Source organism: Brumicola pallidula DSM 14239 = ACAM 615 (genome assembly GCF_000428905.1).
In the GTDB taxonomy this organism is placed as follows: domain Bacteria; phylum Pseudomonadota; class Gammaproteobacteria; order Enterobacterales; family Alteromonadaceae; genus Glaciecola; species Glaciecola pallidula.
The window spans coordinates 1-14,677 of record NZ_AUAV01000013.1 but is presented as its reverse complement, the minus strand read 5'-3'; the positions used below and the strand labels follow the sequence as shown (position 1 = coordinate 14,677).

Below are 14,677 nucleotides of genomic sequence, written 5' to 3'. Positions count from 1 at the left end.
TTAAAAAAAGGAAAGTAAATGCCTAAGTCTATCATTCAGACCGACGATGCACCCGCCGCTATAGGCACATACAGTCAAGCAGTCAAGGCTGGTACGACCGTGTATCTATCAGGTCAGATCCCATTGGTACCGAGCACCATGGCTTTGGTTTCAGACGACTTTACTGAGCAAGCTGTGCAAGTGTTTGAAAATTTGAAAGCAGTATGTACTGCTGCCGGCGGCGATACCTCACACTTGGTCAAGGTTAATATATTTCTAATCGACCTTGGACACTTCGCTACTGTTAACCAAATTATGGCTAATTACTTTAAGCAGCCTTATCCAGCGCGTGCCGCTATTGGTGTATCCCAATTGCCCAAAGGTGCTCAGATTGAGATTGATGGTGTAATGGTGCTACCCGAATAGCGCTTGGAGACATCAATATGAATCAAAGCATGTCGATGGAACGGTATACTCGTATTCGCCAATTACTAAAAATGAGACAACCAGATCTTACAGTCTGTTTGGAAGAGGTAACCAAGGCGCACAACGTTTCTGCCGTTATTCGTACATGTGATGCTGTCGGTGTCCATAAAGTTCACGCCGTATGGAATGAACCTGAAAACCTACGAAAATGCACGGCAATGGGCAGTGATGTTTGGGTGAAAACGCAACTTCACAATACTATTCAACAGGCAATTGGTCATTTTAAAGAGCAGGGCATGCAAGTCTTAGTAACCCACTTAGATGATAATGCGTGTGATTTTCGTGACATTGACTACACCAAACCCACGGTTGTATTGTTAGGCCAAGAAAAGACCGGTGCCACACCAGACGCGATTGCATTAGCCGACCATTCTATCATTGTGCCTATGGTTGGAATGGTGCAATCTCTGAATGTATCTGTGGCAGCCGCAATTGTTATGTATGAAGCTCAGGGTCAGCGCCAAGCCGCTGGCATGTATGAAGTCCAAAGTTTGGATGAACAAGAATGCCAACTTACTTTATTCAAAGGCGGCTTTCCCGTTCTTTTTAAGGAATGTCAGCGTCGAAACCTTCCTTTCCCGTATATTGATGAAGTCGGCCACATACAAGCAGATGAGAGTTGGTGGAAAGCGCTTCAATTTTCAAAACTAGAAGGCTAAGCGTAAACTACAGCTACCTTTGTTAGGTATTATCTGAACTCAATCACTGAATCTATCCTAAATCAGAAAAAAACAAACGCGAGTTGCAGAGACTGAGTATAGCCTCTATTATCATTCAACTACGCTCGCAAATCATTGACGAAAGGTCAATAAGAGTGCAATTTAAGAGTGCAATTTAAGAGTGCAATTTAAGAGTGCAATTTAAAAGTGCAATTTAAAATTGCCGTACAAAGGATAAAATCAATATGTTTGAGCAGTCAACACTAAAAGATAAAGTGGTTTTCATTGCAGGCGGCACCAGTGGTATTAATTTAGGTATAGCCAAGGGCATGGCAGCAGTAGGTGCGAAGATCGCCGTACTGGGCCGAAACTCAGATAAAGCCTTAGCAGCAGCTCAAGAGATTACAGAAAGTGTTAAAAGCATTAACGGACACAGTGCAATTGCGCTAACCGCTGACGTTAGGGATCCGGAACAAGTTGAGAACGCGTTACAGTCATGTGTTGCGCAACTTGGCAAGATTGACTGTCTAATTTCCGGTGCGGCAGGCAATTTTCCAGCACCTGCCTTAGGGATCTCACCGAAAGGCTTCAAGACTGTCGTCGATATTGACCTTCTAGGTACATATAACGTATTCCACCTAGGCTTTAATCATATAAACAAAGGAGCATCACTTATCGCGATCACTGCTCCACAAGCAGTCACTGTGATGCCCTTTCAGGTTCACGTTTGCGCAGCAAAAGCGGGTATCAATATGATGATTAAATGCTTAGCTGTTGAATGGGGCGCATCTGGCATCACGGTCAATGGTATTTCACCAGGTCCCATTAATGGAACCGAGGGCGCAGAGCGCTTAGCCCCTACTCCAGAAGCGAAATCGGCAATGTCTGCTAAGATTGCCAGCAAACGATTTGGCGATACCAAAGATATAGCCGATGCGGCAATCTATCTCGCTAGTGATATGGGTCGTTATATAAACGGGACAATTATGACAGTAGATGGCGGCACAGAGTTGGGCGATGCCAGCGAAGATTGCCTTAAAATTCCGCTTCGCTAGTATAAGATCCCTCTAACTGTTTCTAGGTCGACATCGACATTACCGCAATAGCGCGAATACGTCGTTTGTGCTAATGATTAGGTAACTAGTGGGTTCAGATCCGTGTCGTGTTTTAAGGCTCAGGAAATTCTGGGCCGTTGCATTGGTAGACTGATACCAAGCTAATCTATTAAAGGTTTACTTGTCCTTGCTGCTTACAAGTAAATTCTTCGCCTGATTTATTTTTGCTGCTAAATAATTGCAGCCTCCCCGATCAGGATGGAGCTTTAGCATCAGTTTGCGGTGAGCTGCGATAACCTCCTCATCCGTTGCGTCATCATTAAGGCCGAGCACCGCATAAGCTTCAATTGCCGTCATCTCAACGCTGTCTCTTCCCCGAGAGTTTTGTTCACTACCCCCTGAATAGTTTCCGGCATTAGCAGCTTCGTGCCAGTCAGAACCATACTTGCGATCAAGATAGGCGGCTAACACTTCAATAGAATCCGGATATTGCTTATCTGCTAGGCCATAGAGAGACTAGCTCTGACAGACTTAATTCAGACAGATATTTGCCCTTGTTGTCGGTAGCCAGTAATTCACCATCTACATCGCCACTTTCGTGATCAAGGGTCATTTTGAGCAAGCTGGTTTCAATCGTAGACTGCTGAGATGAACCCGAGCTTTGTTTAGCTTTAGCCTTCTGGTAAAGTCCTTTTAAAAACGGAAAATAACGTAGAAATGGAAACAAGCGCTTAGCAAATAGAACTAAACCTGTTCCCAACGCTGCCAAAATATAAAGCTTTCCGGTGATCGTTAGCAAGAGCAAAATCGCGATAAACGCGAGTACGCCAGCTTTCGCGCCAACTTTCTTTATTTGTTCGCGTTTAAAGGGGCGTATATATCCCACCGCGATGTAGCCGATGATAATAACCGCTATTAAAACGACAAGTCCTAACATAAAGTTTTCACTTATTTGAGGTATCAATTAAGCCGCAAAGCCTATCATCCTTTATTTTACGGTATTGATATTTCCATTTAAAAATTTAGATTACGGGCTGCTATCTAATTATGGCTACTTTAGCTGCTGCAATAAACGTTGCACACTCGCATCCATGCTCAATAAATTACTTTTCAAAGCGGTTTTACCGCCCGCTGCATATACCGCAACCGCGGCCAACAACTGACCTAATTGTTTGGCACTGCCTTGATCAAACTGACAATATGCGCCTCCACTCAATGTCGCTAGCTGTGAGAAGATATTTCCAACTTGTGGATTATTTCCTTCTTGAAAAATAAATAAAGGTAAATTAAGTATTCCCAACTTACCTGCCAAGGCTCCAAGTAAATCAGGGTCTTCTTCAATACAATCACCGACAAATACCAGTGCATTTACTTTGCTTGTGCGAGTTTCACTCAAAGCATGCGATAACACTTTGGCGATCTGTGTTTGTCCAGCCAGGCAGCGTACCGAAAGCAAGGCTTGTTTGATTTCATCGGCGCCGCGTGTCCACGGAAGCGCTTTAAACTCGCCCATCCCCCGGTAGTAACAAAGCTGTACACTGATTGCACTCACCTTGTCGGCTTAAGCAAACATAGCTGCATGTTGTTGACTAGCCATATCCCAACAGTGCTCACGACTTGCTGTTGCATCCATTGCAAATATTAATCTGCCCTTGCCTACGCCGGTGACCAGTGGGGCATTCTTGACTTTGCCAATAAATGCTTGAATATCTTGGCCGCTCGACTTTTTATCAGGAAGCTTTGGAATCATGTCGTTCCCCGTTTATGTTAAACCTAAAGTAAAAAAGTAAAGATGAAATTGAAGTAGCGTAAATAAAATGAGCTACGTCAATCGTTTTATGCTTTCTTATCGACATTATTAGCAACTTAATATTGATGATGAAAATAAATTACCCAAACATCAAAGTGCTTGGTAGACACTTAAAGAAAACGAAAAAGACGGTGTAAAATAAAAAGTTTATTCAAAATTTGCTTAAGGATTTAATAGGCAATGAAGAATATGACAATAGTCCTATCATATGGCATAAAATACAGCGTGTCTTCTTTGTCGGATCACCTGCCATTAGGATAACGACAGATAGCACTAATAAATCTAAAAAAAGTAATCAAGATATGCCGCTTAAGCTACGATGGTTGAGCGCGCGCTGCGAACTTTCGGCTCATTGCCAACAGCCGCTATTTGGGTTGAATGACTCAGAGTGTAAACCGCCCCTTCGCAAACTAAAGTAGATTGACTCGCTCCATGTAAATTTCAACACTACCAAACATGTGTTTCATTACCGCTCACCTGGTTTCAGTTTGACTAACCGGTTATATCTTTAACGACAGCGCAAACATGCAAATACGCACATAGAAATGATGAATCGGCTGCAACTAAATTCTTTTAAAATTTAAGTGCAGCCTATGAAGATAGCTTATTAAAATGTTAAACCAATTTCTGCGTAAAGGACTCTTCCTCTGATGGAATGCGCTTCCTCATCAAAAAATGGACGAGCACCATAGCGTGGAGGATTTTCATCGGTAAGATTATTCGCCCCGAGCATTATCCAACTTCCAATTCCGGTCAACTCTGACGCATCGTACCTGTACTGAAAATCTACTGTCGTGAAGCTATCTATATTTTGCCCTAAGAGACTGTTGTTACGCGCACCGTCATCTTGTAAATAGGAATCTGTATAACGCAGAGTCACAGTTGCTTGATGATTCTCTTTTGTCCATCTGCCACTGGCATTTCCACTTAACTCTGGCATCGTGCCAAATGAGTCTGTGTTGGCATTTCGGCGTCCTGCAACGTCAACAGTAACTCCGCTTAGCACCGCTTCAAATGACATAACGTAGGACACAGTCAAATTAAAATCAAGTGCACCCATCTCAGTATCAATACCATAATTAAATTTAGCATCAATACCATCAGTTTTCGCACTATTGGCATTCTCTAAGGAAGTGTTAATAAATAAAGGAACGCCGTCGGAGGCTCTCGTGATATTAGGGTCATTCAATATGCCATCATTACAATCGCTATCTAATACCGCTTGCGGCGACTGCGCATTTACAATGAGACCTTCGTAATCGTATTGCCAGTAATCTACCGATACACTACTTTTAGTTGATGCTTGCCAAACTATCCCGAGGTTAATGTTGTCAGCCGACTGTGGGTTCAATTTACCGAGGACTTTAGCGGAAGTATCTGCAATAAAGTCGCCTGCTTGTGCATTCTCGGTGTTGCAAGTAACACGTCCATTTGAGGTTAGAAAATCAACCCCAGTATTACTTGTTATTCCCCCTGTTTGAATTGCCGTTGGCGCTTGAAACGATGAACCATATGATGCGCGAAGTAAAACGTCATCTGTTATTTTATACAATGCAGCAATTTTAGGATCGGTAGTAGTGCCGACTTCTTCTCCGTGATCTTCATAGCGCAAAGCAAGCTGTATGTCTAAATTTTCCAGAGCAGGTATGGCAACTTCAACAAACACGGAATCAACATCTGTTTCGCCATTAACTGAAAGCGACCTTGATGATGCAACACTTCCTAAACCGGAACTTGTTATTCTGTCTGGTGTAAAAGTAAACGTTTCTTGGCGTTTCTGATAACCAAATGCCACACCTACATAGCCCGCGTCTAGCTCAAAAACTTCACCGTTGCTCATTACGAAATCAAGCGTTTCTTGTGAGCTTGTGCGAATATTAGTAGTGGTATAACCAATGTTGTTATTGTAGCTATCGAGGTCATGAGCTGCGGTACTAATACCGTCCTTGGGCGAAATGAAGTCTGGTAGCGCATATGCAATACCAAATGGATTGAGCGTGCCGTCCATTAAACCAGACTGCAAGCCGCTAGCGATGCTATCACCTTCTGCTATAAACCTATTCTCGTGTTCATAATTTTGGTACCAAGCTGAAATACTCCAGTTTTCTCTGAATGCATCAATACCAATCATATGGCGATCCGAGTTATTAATATAATCGTTCCCACGTCCGTTCCTACCAGCAATGGCTGCACCTATTGGTCTAAAGTTACCACTGGTTGTTAAATTAGCCGCCGCATTTGGATTTTGTTGCCAAAATTGAGCACCAGTTGCTGTAGTTGGGTCGATATATTGAAGACCATCTGCATTGTCTACAAAAAAGTTGAACGGATGACTACCCGGGATTAAAAATCTACCTCCATATTCGCCATTGCCGTTTATTTGAGGGCCGAATGCGCGAGTCGTCGTGTTTTGTGCATAACTTACTTCGCCAAATGCCTTTAATTCTTCAAAACCGAATAACTGACCTAGATCATAGTCAAATTCTGCGAAAATTGATAAGCGATTATTCTTCGGGACAGGGCTGGTATGGTCAAAAAAGTTATAGCTACAATTATTCCCTTGAACAACTTGACCTGCCTCTTCGCAGAAAGGGTCAATGATCTTGGTACTTCCAAATGCACCCGTTTGTGGATCTAAAGTGCGATATTCATCAGGCGATCCGCTACTTGATAGTAGTACTCCGCCTGATCGCTCTACAATGAAATCGAAATCATCACGATAGTTAATGCTTCCATTGTACGCCGTAGCGTATAAACCAAAAGAACCACGCTCACCATTACTGCCAAGCGCAAAATTAATTGTTTCTGTTTGGTTACTCGCATCTTCATAGCGCGCACTGACTTCCAAACCCTCAAACCCTTTGCGTGTGACTATATTGACCACACCCGCAACAGCTTCGGAACCATAAATTGCTGAAGCGCCGTCTGTTTGGATATCAACGCTTTTTACCATAGACAACGGTAACTGATTCAAATCGTAAAATTGATTGCCTAAATTATCACTTAAGGGGCTCTTACCCGCTCGGCGGCCATTGATTAGAACCAGCGTTGAGCCGGCGCCTAAGTTACGGATATTAAAATTGGATGAACCAATATTTTCACCACTAACAGGATTTACCACAGAGCCAGCATTTGCTGGTATGTTCAGAACGAGGTCTGAGATTGAACCGATACTGCTTAGCTCAATGCTGTCTCTATCAATATACTGAACCGGTGCCGCACTTTCGGTATCAATTTTACGAATATTTGAGCCCAGAACGCTTATCCTTTCAACGTTCTCTATATTTTGTGTTTCGGTTTCGTTTTGTGCAAGCGCGTGGGGAGAAGCAATACCCAAAGCCGTTGTGATAGATGAGGCAATAATTAGCTTTTTGTGTTTTTTAAAGTTGTTGTGTTTGTTCATCTTGACTTTACCTTTTTTATTTTAAGTTATATCAAAGTTAAGCGCCTTGCTTTTTATCAATGAGGATTTTTTAGTCTGTGTTCATATTAATTAGCGAGCAGGAACGAATAAACCCCTACTAAGTAAGTAAATTATCTGCGTTTAATTCATAGAAATGTAAAAATAGCGTTACGCCAACCTGGGACACGTACTATTCCCATGCGCCAAGGCGACGTCAACAGCATTAGCTATTTTATCCAACCACCCGCCACGGGATTTTTATAGTGATAACCCCAGTCAGGTACATAAACCATACCAATGTGATACATCAGTAATACGCCAATAGCAATTACCCTGAGCCAGTCTAAACAAGGCAGTCGATTTGTGTTTTGAGAAGCAGTACTATTCATGTTTTCTCTTGTATTTGTGTGATTTAAATGAAATAAGTATGGGTCGAATACTGCCATGAACGACCAGTCGTTATGTGTCTAAATTACTGAAATTAAACAATAAGTTATAAGTGGTGGAAATCAGGGGTGACAGGTAATTAATTGAGATGCCGTTTTCAAAAGAACACTTTCAGAAGCACAAATTCACCTACGAAATGCTAGCTTTAGTTTGCTTCTTTTTAGCAATGATTGCCGTGTATCGATACATAGTTGCGCACATAGTTGCGCAATGGTTAGGGGATGCTCAATCAATCTCCAATAAACCGGATAAAGAAATTGATTGCCAACAATCTACATCATTAGCGAGTATTTTACTGGTTAAAAAGCTAGGCAAAGAATTTTTGATTAAAACTAAAACCGTCGAATGGGTAGAGGCATGTGGTAACTATGCAAACTTCCGATGCAGTCAGGGCAAAAAATACGGCTGCAAGGAGTATGCAATTTGTTAGTCAGTAATTGATTATAAATTTTATACTTAGTTTGAGTGTATACTATGCTGCATAAGCATCAATCGATTATAAGGAAAGTAAAATGTATCGTTTAAAATTATTAAGTGGCTTAGTGTGTGTTTTTTTACTCAGTGCCTGTGCGTCTTATGGGGCAGGTACTGACGTTGAAAAGCGTGTCGCGATATTAGAAATGCAACAAGACGCGTTAGAAAAACTATATTTGAAAAAGCCCGCAGCGAGACAGGAATTAAAAGCGTCACCCGGTTACGCTGTATTTTCAAACGCTAATATTAATTTGTTCTTGGTCTCTGCTGGAACCGGCTATGGCGTTGTAAACGACCAGATTCAGAACAAAAAAACGTATATGAATATGGCTGAAGGTGGCGTTGGCTTTGGTATAGGCGCAAAAGATTATCGCATCGTCATGGTGTTTCACAATCAAGCAGCTATACGCAATTTCGTAGAACAAGGCTGGACCTTCGGTGGAAATGCAGATGCAGCTGCAAAAGCCGGTACAAAAGGAAAGTCGATTGAAGGTGAGGCCTATTATGGTGATGTCACGGTGTATACCATGACTGAAAGCGGTTTGGCTTTACAGGCGACTGTTAAAGGAACAAAATTCTGGAAAGACGACCAACTCAACTAGGACAATATCGAGTGTTAGCTTGCGACAAATCTTACTCAAAGCGTACCACTTTATTGTCAATCTGAAGCAAAGCCCTCAAAGCTGAATGACGTAAACACTGTGAACTAAAGAATAGACTAACCGGGTAGAATGCGGTTAGTCGTTTTTGTAAGCCTGATTGCTAGAACAGGTGGCTTAATTGCAAAGGTCTGGTAAAGTTTAGGCATCAAGTCAATCTCACAACTAAAAGAATATTATGAAATGAAGTCACTGGCTGATACGCCGGTTACCACGCTTAAAGGTGTCGGAGCAAAAGTTGCGGAAAAACTAAAAAAACTCGGCCTTGTTACTCTGCAAGACGTGATTTTTCACCTTCCGGCTAGGTATGAAGACCGCACTCGAATTTATCCTATGGCTGACTTGCATGCTTATTTGCATGTGTCTATCCAAGGCGAGATTATGTCATCCGACATTCAATACGGTAAACGTCGAATGTTGTTGGTTAAAGTCAGTGACGGGTGCGGTTCCGTTACTCTGCGCTTTTTCCATTTTTCTGCTGCCCAAACCAAGTCGTTAGTAATTGGCAATATTATTCGTGCCTTTGGTGAAGTTCGAACAGGCAAAGCAAACCTCGAGATGATGCACCCAGAATATAAGATTGTAGATGATCCTGAAAATATGAGCTTGGAAGAATCGTTAACGCCGGTTTATCCAACAACCGAGGGCGTAAGACAACTCACACTTCGAAATTTAACCGAGCAAGCATTGAGACAACTGGATAAAGGCGCACTTTTAGAATTGCTGCCCAATGGTCTATATGAACAACAGGTATCGTTAACTGACGCACTGCATTTAGTGCATCGACCACCGCCAGACATCGTAATAGAAGATTTAGTTGAGGGAAGGCATCCCGCGCAAAAGCGTTTAGTGATTGAAGAGTTGCTGGCACATCATTTAAGTATGCTCAAAGTACGTTCGCAGTCAAATGCAGAACCCGGCATCGCGGTAACAATAGATGAGCCCTTAAAACAAAAGTTTTTAGCCACCCTACCGTTTGAACCAACGGGTGCACAAGCGCGTGTGGTGGGTGAAATTGAGCAAGACATGCAACATGCGCAACCGATGATGCGTTTAGTTCAGGGTGACGTTGGTTCGGGAAAAACCTTAGTTGCTGCGCTTAGCTCATTATCCGCGATTAGCGCAGGCTATCAAGTTGCCCTGATGGCTCCAACTGAATTGTTGGCCGAACAGCACACTCGTAATTTTACCGACTGGTTTACCCCTTTAGGGATCAAGGTAGGTTGGTTGGCAGGCAAGTTGAAAGGCAAAGCGAGAATAGAAACTCTCGAACAGCTTGCGTTGGGCAATATTCAAATGCTGGTTGGCACTCACGCAATATTCCAAGAACAAGTAGAGTATAAACACCTTGCAATGGTGATTGTTGATGAACAACATCGTTTTGGTGTGCATCAACGTTTGGCGTTGCGTAAAAAAGGTGAAAAGCTCGGCAAATACCCACATCAACTAATAATGACAGCAACGCCTATTCCGCGGACGTTAGCAATGACTGCGTATGCTGATTTAGACACCTCCGTTATCGATGAATTGCCGCCAGGAAGAACACCGGTGACAACGGTAGTGTTACCTGATAGCAGACGTGGTGATGTTATTGAGCGTGTTCGTAAAGCGGCTGTTGAGCAAAAACGCCAAATATATTGGGTATGCACACTTATTGACGAATCAGAAGTATTGCAATGCCAAGCGGCTGAGGATGCGGCAGTTGCATTGAGAACCACCTTAACAGAGCTGAAGGTTGGACTGGTTCACGGGCGCTTAAAAGCCGCTGAAAAACAACAAGTCATGGACGATTTTAAACAAGGCAAGCTTGATTTGTTAGTCGCCACTACCGTGATTGAAGTGGGTGTTGATGTTCCCAATGCTAGTTTAATGATTGTTGAAAACCCGGAGCGTTTAGGCTTAGCCCAATTGCATCAGTTGCGCGGCAGAGTGGGGCGCGGCTCGGTAGAAAGTCATTGTGTATTAATGTATTCAGGTCCGCTATCTAAAACAGCCAGTAAGCGTCTAGGTGTTTTACGTGAATCAACTGACGGCTTTTATATTGCTGAAAAAGACTTAGAAATTCGTGGCCCAGGTGAAATGTTGGGGACTAAACAAACTGGCATAGCCGACTTGAAAATCGCGGATTTAATACGTGATGCAGCGCTTATTCCAGATATAAAAAATATGGCTGAATATGTATGGCGCGAATATCCAAGTAACTCTCAAGCACTCATTGGTCGGTGGCTGGCATATAAAGAGGAGTACGGGAATGCGTGATCAAAATGTGTCTATCAATGCCCAAAGCGGGCAGGATGGTGGTATAGGAATAGTCATTCTTATAGAGGATCGTGACCGCATATCCCCTCAAGAGGATGCAAAAAAGCTATCTGCTGAAACCGGTTACCCTATCGTAAAGCGGGGTTTCAACGATACTAAAGTAAAATCAAGTAAGCCGTCATCAAAACATAAAAAACCACATACCAACGCACAAAAAATGGCAAAACGAAGCACGAAAAGCGATAACGCTGTTGCCAACGTAAACATTGATAGCCAGTGGCAACTCGTCTACACATCCAATGGGCTTGCCCTGCGTTTTAGCAATGAACCAAGCTGGGGTGATATTATAGTTGATTTCAATTCAGCGGCGCTTAATTATCGCAAGCAGCATGGTGGCGGGCGCAATGAGGCGCTAGCGAAAGCAATTGGTATAAAAGGTAAAGATTCACTGTCAGTGATTGATTGCACTGCAGGAATGGGTAACGACAGTTTTGTTATGGCAAGTGTTGGTGCTCATGTCATCATGTTAGAGCGCAGTCCGATTATCGCAGCGTTGTTAGAGGATGCGCTAAACCGTATTGAAGCTGTTGCTGAATTACCCGAAAGATTATTGCTAGTAAAAACCGATGCAACAGACTATATTTTGAAGCAAGGTGCAAAAAAAAATGCTAAACCGTTGGCTGACGTTATTTATCTTGACCCAATGTTTCCGCACAAAAAAAAGTCAGCTCTGGTGAAGAAAGAAATGCGCGCATTCCAGCAGTTGTTAGGTGCAGATATCGACAGTGCGCAATTGTTGGACGCAGCACTGAACCATGCAGGTAGCAGGGTCGTGGTTAAGAGACCTATCTCGGCGGAACCGATTGAACTAGCGTGTGGACGTAAACCCGACACCGCAATTGAATCAAAAAAACACAGATTTGATGTGTATATACTACACTGATATTCTGAAACAAATAATCGCAAGTTGCCTTTATACGAGTAAGAATACTCTAATATAGACACACAATAGAATAACAAGGAGTGACCATGATTGAAGTAGGCAGCACATTACCAGAAGCGGTATTCAGTATCTTACAAGATGGTGAAATAAAAAATCCAAATACAGGTACTTTATTTAGCGAAAAGAAAGTTGTCTTATTTGCAGTTCCGGGCGCATTCACACCTACCTGCTCAGTATCTCATCTTCCAGGATACATTGCATTGGCTGATAAAATTAAAGCACAAGGTGTCGATGCCATTATTTGTATCGCGGTAAATGATGCTTTCGTTATGGACGCTTGGGGTAAGTCACAAAACGCTGACGAAATTATGATGTTAGCAGACGGCAACGGTACTTTTGCCCAATTGATTGGTCTCGATATGGATACTGACGCGTTTGGTGGCATTCGTTCAATCCGTTACAGCATGATTGTCGAAGACGGTGTTGTTCGCGCACTCAATGTTGAGGACCCTGGTCGTTTTGAAGTCAGTGATGCTGAAACCATATTGAAGCAACTGTAAGCAATATTTCACTAAAGCGAACGCATTTAGTAAAACAAAAGCAAGTAAAACAAGCCATCTAGTTGATGGCTTGTGATTAAACAGCGATAATGTTCTGTGTTTATAACAACGAGTAGTAACGTGACCAAAACAGAAGTTATTGTAATAGGTGCTGGCGCCGCAGGTTTATTTTGCGCAACTGAAGCTGGTAAGCGAGGTCGTAAGGTCATTGTTTTTGATCATGCAAAACGACTAGGTGGTAAGATCCTCATGAGTGGAGGCGGTCGTTGCAACTTTACTAATACGTATACGTCGCACGAAAACTTTCTATCTCAAAATCCGCATTTTTGTAAGTCCGCACTAAGCCAATATACACAATGGGATTTTATCTCATTGGTGAACGAATATGGCATCAAGCATCACGAAAAAACACTTGGCCAACTTTTTTGTGATGACAGCGCTAAAGATATCGTCGATTTGCTCTTGGCTGAATGCAAAAAAGCCAATGTTGATATTAAGAATAGAACAGAAATTATCGGCATAGAATATGTCGATAATCGTTATGTAGTGAATACCAGCCAAGGTGTTTTTAGCAGTGAGTCATTGGTCATTGCAACGGGTGGCTTGAGTATGCCAAAGTTAGGCGCAACACCGTTCGGCTACAGAGTTGCTGAACAGTTTGGCTTGCCCATTATCCCAACAAAAGCCGCCCTTGTGCCATTTACGTTGCAGGAACATGACAAGGCCGTAATAGGCGAGCTCAGCGGTATTTCAGTTGATGCTAATGCAAGTTGCAACAACACCAATTTCAATGAAAGTATTTTGTTTACTCATCGTGGTTTAAGTGGCCCCGCAGTGCTGCAAATCTCGAGTTTTTGGGACCCAGGACAAGAGGTGGAATTTGACCTTTTTCCAAATGCTGATCTGCTCCAAGACTTACTTGAGCAACAGCAGTCAAATCCAGAAATACAACTTTCTACAGCACTTGGAAAACATTATTCAAAACGTTTTGTACAAGCGGCTATTCCGTATTTTGAATTAGACAATAAGCCGCTTAAGCAATACAACGCAAAACAGTTGCAAAGCGCAGCCGACGCTTTTACGCAGTGGCGAATTAAACCAAATGGAACTGAAGGCTATCGGACTGCGGAGGTCACACTGGGCGGCGTTGACACTGACTATGTTTCATCAAAAAACATGCAAGTTAAGGATCAAGAAGGATTGTTCTTTATAGGTGAAGTACTTGATGTAACCGGCTGGCTAGGTGGTTATAATTTTCAGTGGGCTTGGTCTAGTGGATGGGCTGCGGGGCAGGTGGCATAATGTTTTATTAGATGGTAAATGAAGAAAAATGGAATTAAATGGAGACAAATGGATTGTAAATAGAGACAAAGTTACGCTGTATTCGCTAGGGCTTGATCTTAAATTTTGCAAATGTTGAATTTAGAAATCTGACAGTCGGCAAAGTGTTGCGTTGACCAGTTGAACTCACACCTCATTGCCGCCGACCAGCTCGACTTAGCTTTAGTCGCCTTTGTGCCAAGCGTGTGCTTTAGACAAAGTGTTATCTTATTACCCCTAGCTAGTTAAAACACCCCTATAATTTACCGTTCCTTATGTCTGCTTTTTTATTCAAATTTATCGTTTTACTGTGAATGAAAATGATAATTGAGTAGCAAAAGTCAGCCTACTTAAAGTGAATCCATATGAATCGCATAGACCTATGTATATTTAACTTCAAATCGGTCATCATAGTTATGAAGAACTAAAGATTGCTTTATCTTTTCAATTTCTTCTAACTCAACCTTGCGCAGATCGATTTTGTAGTCGCTAAATCGAGCTTTGATTCTCAATACATTAGCATCAAAAATAATCAATTCTAATGTATTAATATGTGGAGCAGGTAAATCATGCCCTTCAAGAGAAACTTTTGTTCCGCGCTCCTCATCTGGCAGGGCAAATTC

At 42.4% G+C, this 14,677-nt stretch carries 16 protein-coding genes; 9 read left to right on the top strand and 7 right to left on the bottom strand.

What is annotated here, in order from left to right:
• Window positions 1-18 precede the first annotated feature (18 nt).
• From G399_RS0104740 to G399_RS0104730, 3 genes are all read left to right on the top strand, one after another.
• On the top strand, window positions 19-405 hold the full coding sequence (locus G399_RS0104740) for a RidA family protein (protein ID WP_006008313.1): 387 nt from the start codon (window positions 19-21) through the stop codon (window positions 403-405).
• 29 nt (window positions 406-434) lie between these two features.
• A complete protein-coding gene (trmH, locus tag G399_RS0104735) occupies window positions 435-1,124 on the top strand; it encodes a tRNA (guanosine(18)-2'-O)-methyltransferase TrmH (protein ID WP_026843466.1) in 690 nt (229 codons plus the stop codon).
• Window positions 1,125-1,369: 245 nt separating this feature from the next.
• Entirely contained in the window at window positions 1,370-2,179 is an 810-nt protein-coding gene (locus tag G399_RS0104730) for an SDR family oxidoreductase (protein WP_006008317.1), read from the top strand.
• 177 nt (window positions 2,180-2,356) lie between these two features.
• On the opposite strand, the gene G399_RS22475 is transcribed toward G399_RS0104730, so the two are convergent.
• From G399_RS22475 to G399_RS21925, 6 genes are all read right to left on the bottom strand, one after another.
• Window positions 2,357-2,650 carry a DnaJ domain-containing protein gene (locus G399_RS22475; protein WP_226988898.1) on the bottom strand — a complete coding sequence of 98 codons (294 nt, stop codon included), beginning with the start codon at window positions 2,648-2,650 and terminating at the stop codon, window positions 2,357-2,359.
• Window positions 2,651-2,672: 22 nt separating this feature from the next.
• Entirely contained in the window at window positions 2,673-3,116 is a 444-nt protein-coding gene (locus tag G399_RS22470) for a hypothetical protein (protein ID WP_226988899.1), read from the bottom strand.
• Between the two features lie 114 nt (window positions 3,117-3,230).
• Window positions 3,231-3,731 (bottom strand): VWA domain-containing protein, encoded by a 501-nt coding sequence (locus G399_RS20220; RefSeq protein WP_226988900.1) that lies wholly within the window; start codon window positions 3,729-3,731, stop codon window positions 3,231-3,233.
• Between the two features lie 9 nt (window positions 3,732-3,740).
• On the bottom strand, window positions 3,741-3,929 hold the full coding sequence (locus G399_RS22465; protein WP_006008322.1) for a hypothetical protein: 189 nt from the start codon (window positions 3,927-3,929) through the stop codon (window positions 3,741-3,743).
• Window positions 3,930-4,596: 667 nt separating this feature from the next.
• A complete protein-coding gene (locus G399_RS0104715; protein WP_006008324.1) occupies window positions 4,597-7,392 on the bottom strand; it encodes a TonB-dependent receptor plug domain-containing protein in 2,796 nt (931 codons plus the stop codon).
• Window positions 7,393-7,619: 227 nt separating this feature from the next.
• A complete protein-coding gene (locus G399_RS21925; protein WP_006008326.1) occupies window positions 7,620-7,781 on the bottom strand; it encodes a hypothetical protein in 162 nt (53 codons plus the stop codon).
• Window positions 7,782-7,927: 146 nt separating this feature from the next.
• On the opposite strand from G399_RS21925, the gene G399_RS0104705 reads away from it, so the two are divergent.
• From G399_RS0104705 to G399_RS0104680, 6 genes are all read left to right on the top strand, one after another.
• Window positions 7,928-8,269 (top strand): hypothetical protein, encoded by a 342-nt coding sequence (locus tag G399_RS0104705; protein ID WP_006008329.1) that lies wholly within the window; start codon window positions 7,928-7,930, stop codon window positions 8,267-8,269.
• Between the two features lie 82 nt (window positions 8,270-8,351).
• On the top strand, window positions 8,352-8,915 hold the full coding sequence (locus G399_RS0104700) for a lipid-binding SYLF domain-containing protein (RefSeq protein WP_006008331.1): 564 nt from the start codon (window positions 8,352-8,354) through the stop codon (window positions 8,913-8,915).
• 240 nt (window positions 8,916-9,155) lie between these two features.
• Entirely contained in the window at window positions 9,156-11,231 is a 2,076-nt protein-coding gene (recG, locus tag G399_RS0104695) for an ATP-dependent DNA helicase RecG (RefSeq protein WP_006008333.1), read from the top strand.
• The gene (locus tag G399_RS0104690) at window positions 11,224-12,174 is read left to right on the top strand and encodes a class I SAM-dependent methyltransferase (RefSeq protein ID WP_006008336.1); all 951 of its coding nucleotides are present in this window, start codon (window positions 11,224-11,226) and stop codon (window positions 12,172-12,174) included. The genes recG and G399_RS0104690 overlap by 8 nt, the downstream gene beginning before the upstream one ends.
• A gap of 86 nt (window positions 12,175-12,260) precedes the next feature.
• On the top strand, window positions 12,261-12,734 hold the full coding sequence (locus G399_RS0104685; protein ID WP_006008337.1) for a peroxiredoxin: 474 nt from the start codon (window positions 12,261-12,263) through the stop codon (window positions 12,732-12,734).
• A gap of 120 nt (window positions 12,735-12,854) precedes the next feature.
• The gene (locus G399_RS0104680) at window positions 12,855-14,036 is read left to right on the top strand and encodes a BaiN/RdsA family NAD(P)/FAD-dependent oxidoreductase (RefSeq protein ID WP_006008339.1); all 1,182 of its coding nucleotides are present in this window, start codon (window positions 12,855-12,857) and stop codon (window positions 14,034-14,036) included.
• Between the two features lie 398 nt (window positions 14,037-14,434).
• Here G399_RS0104680 and G399_RS22175 read toward each other — a convergent pair.
• Window positions 14,435-14,677 (bottom strand): hypothetical protein (locus G399_RS22175; RefSeq protein ID WP_026843465.1); only part of this gene is annotated, 243 nt, incomplete at its 5' end.